We start from the raw sequence: 1,453 nt of genomic DNA on the forward strand, positions 1-1,453 counted from the left end.
CTTAAATTGGCAGTAAATAGGATTACTCATTTGAGTTTTTAGAAGTTTTTGAATTAAATCTCTCCAGTTGAGTAGCTAAATTCTTAACACCCTCAATCATGATCTCATCTGTTATTTTTGCATAATAGTCTGTTGTTACTCTAATGCTAGAATGACCAAGTAGAGCAGAAATTAATTCAATACTTACATTTTGTCTGAGAGCTATTCCTATTGTGAAAGTTTTTCTTAGGGCATGGGTCGTTAACCGCTTCTGAATTCCACAGAGATCAGCAATTTCTTTGAGATAAGAATTATACTTCTGATTGCTAAACATTGGTATCAATTTTGATTGATCTCTACTACCCTTTTTAAACTTTTGCAATTCTTGAATTAGCTGGTACGCTTGAGGTAGAAGCACAACTCGATATGGTCTTTTAGTTTTCTGTCTCACCATGCTAATCCAATGGACTTCACCATCAGAACTTATAATATGTTTTGGTTCCAGATTGGCCATTTCTTTAAAAGATAGACCAGAATAACATCCAAGAAGTGCAAGAAGTCGACAATGTTCTAAACGATCTATGTCAAATTTTTTAGCTTCAATCTTTTGAACCTCTTCGTAGGTTAGGTAGACCAATGGTGTTTTATCAAGCTTGATTTTGTAACCACTAAATGGAAACCTATTGATGTAACCTTTGTTAAGTGCGATTCGGACAATTTTACTCACTCGGTCATAGTGTTTTTTGCATGTGGTATTTGAATTATTGAATTCAGTTTTTAGGAAGGTTTCAAAACCATCTATAAAATCGAAATCAAGTTCGTACAAGAAGATATAATTCCGTTTATATTTCTTCTTCACGAATTGAGATACTCTTAGCTGGGTATTTCTGTATTTGATGATAGTGGGTTGAGAGTAGCTTTGACCTTTGAGAGATTTCATCTTGGTAAGATACTCATCCATCAACTCATCGAAGGTTATCGCCTTGGTTAAACCGTTTACCAAACGGTCTTTGATTGTGTGTGCATTGAACGGTTCTCCCGATAATAATAATTCATTATAAATTTTTAACGCCCTGGCTTTAATGGCTCCTATTTTTCCATTAATTGCTTCAGCGTGGGCAGAAAAACCTTTTACCTTTTGCTTTTTGTTATCCCACTCTTTAATTGTTACAGATTCCCCTACCGAATATTCAGTTCTAACCATATTGAGTTGGATTCTAAGAAAGATTGGGGTTTTGTTTTCGACATTTTTCTGGCTTGGTCTAATCCAGATAGAAAGTTTCACACTCATTGATTTAAATTTTAGTTTAAATCTTTGATGTATAGATAGTTAGAAGCTACTTGTGCAAAAAAGGGGAATGAATTGTACCATTAGTAGAGGTTAAGTCACCGATAACGCACCAGTTTATTCCCCTTTTGATTTAAACCATTAGAAAACTCTTAAAACAAATCCACACAAATTGCCATGAAATTT

General features: G+C 34.1%; 1 protein-coding gene. It reads right to left on the bottom strand.

The genetic code is table 11. The annotated features are described in order from the left end of the window. Positions 1-22: 22 nt before the first annotated feature. Positions 23-1,270 carry a site-specific integrase gene (locus ESB04_RS12335; RefSeq protein ID WP_129028055.1) on the bottom strand — a complete coding sequence of 416 codons (1,248 nt, stop codon included), beginning with the start codon at positions 1,268-1,270 and terminating at the stop codon, positions 23-25. Positions 1,271-1,453: the final 183 nt, after the last annotated feature.

This window comes from Aquirufa rosea, from assembly GCF_004118285.1.
GTDB classification, from domain to species: Bacteria; Bacteroidota; Bacteroidia; order Cytophagales; family Spirosomataceae; genus Aquirufa; species Aquirufa rosea.

Coding starts and splice junctions, on each gene's coding strand:
- ESB04_RS12335 (WP_129028055.1), bottom strand. CDS start 1,270: ATGAGTGTGAAACTTTCTATCTGGATTAGACCAAGCCAGAAAAATGTC.